The organism is Rhodoflexus caldus, assembly GCF_021206925.1.
GTDB classification, from domain to species: Bacteria; Bacteroidota; Bacteroidia; order Cytophagales; family Thermoflexibacteraceae; genus Rhodoflexus; species Rhodoflexus caldus.
Genome location: NZ_JAJPRF010000035.1, coordinates 1 through 1,119, shown reverse-complemented (window position 1 = coordinate 1,119; position 1,119 = coordinate 1). Strand labels below are relative to the sequence as shown.

Here is a 1,119-nt window from a genome sequence, read left to right as displayed (position 1 = left end):
CAGAGTGAAGCAAAAAGAGCAGATATTAGAAAATTTCCAATTAACCGCAGGCTTACATAATTACAAGTTGAAATTTTCAATCAATTGATTTTCAGTATTTTAACTTCCAAAAAGTCTATTGATTGTCGTCCGATATTGAATTTTGTGATGTGTTTCCATTTTATTATTTCTTAGATGTTCGCATTGCTTTTACTTTCTTGATTGTCGGGTCACTTAGAAATTTTTCGTATTGTTCAGTTTCCATTCCAAATATCGCAACTTTACCGTCTTTGTCAGCGTGAACACCAAAACCATACGTTTTTGTTAATGGTGATGAACGAAAACAAGGTTGTCCTTTTGAGAAAAATTGTTGTCGTCCTTGTTTGTATTCCGCTTTTGTTAAGTCGTTTCTGTTCGCAAACACTTGAAAAAATATATCGTCCGAAGTGAATTTATAGGGATTGTCCACAAGTAGTTCATATTGCAATTCGGCAATAGTTTTCTTGTCGGTTTTGAAAGGTGGTTTTGTACCATAAGAAACTTTTGTGTCTTCGGCAACTTCAATAAAAGTGTCGTAGTAGTTTGTTGTATGTATCTTTTCTGGTGTCATACCAATTTTGTTAGTTCGTTGTCGTCCTTTATGCTTGCCACTAACGGTTGGCGGCTTGCCGCAGGCGGGGTTTTTTAGCACCACCGTTCATTTGGAAAACCGCACTTCAATTATACGAAAAAACTGTCAACCGAAGCACTGAACCCCCGCTTGCGGCAAACCGCTGTTACCGGCTGCCGTTCTTTTCATTTGTTTTCATTAAGTTTAAGTTTCATCATTATGTCAGTCTGTTCGTCATTGCCTAACTTGAAAATATGTTTATCAAACTCTACAAAACCGTTTTTCTTGTAAAAGTTTATTGCTCTCGGATTTTTTTCCCATACACCAAGCCAAACATAGTCAGCGTTTTTCTGTCTTGCGATTTTAATTGCTTGGTCATAAAGTAGTTGTCCAACGCCTTTTCCGTGATATTAGACTTTTTGGAAGTTAAAACACTGAAAATCAATTGATTGAAAATTTCAACTTGTAATTATGTAAGCCTGCGGTTAATTGGAAATTTTCTAATATCTGCTCTTTTTGCTTCACTCTGC

1 protein-coding gene and 1 pseudogene are annotated in these 1,119 nt (G+C 36.1%); both read right to left on the bottom strand.

Translation table 11 applies throughout. The annotated features are described in order from the left end of the window. Positions 1–163: 163 nt before the first annotated feature. Positions 164–589 carry a DUF6157 family protein gene (locus NDK19_RS16835; protein ID WP_250633073.1) on the bottom strand — a complete coding sequence of 142 codons (426 nt, stop codon included), beginning with the start codon at positions 587–589 and terminating at the stop codon, positions 164–166. A 185-nt stretch (positions 590–774) separates the two neighbouring features. After that, positions 775–987 (bottom strand): annotated as a pseudogene (locus NDK19_RS16830) (GNAT family N-acetyltransferase); the annotation flags it as partial. Positions 988–1,119 lie beyond the last annotated feature (132 nt).

Coding starts and splice junctions, on each gene's coding strand:
- NDK19_RS16835 (WP_250633073.1), bottom strand. CDS start 589: ATGACACCAGAAAAGATACATACAACAAACTACTACGACACTTTTATT.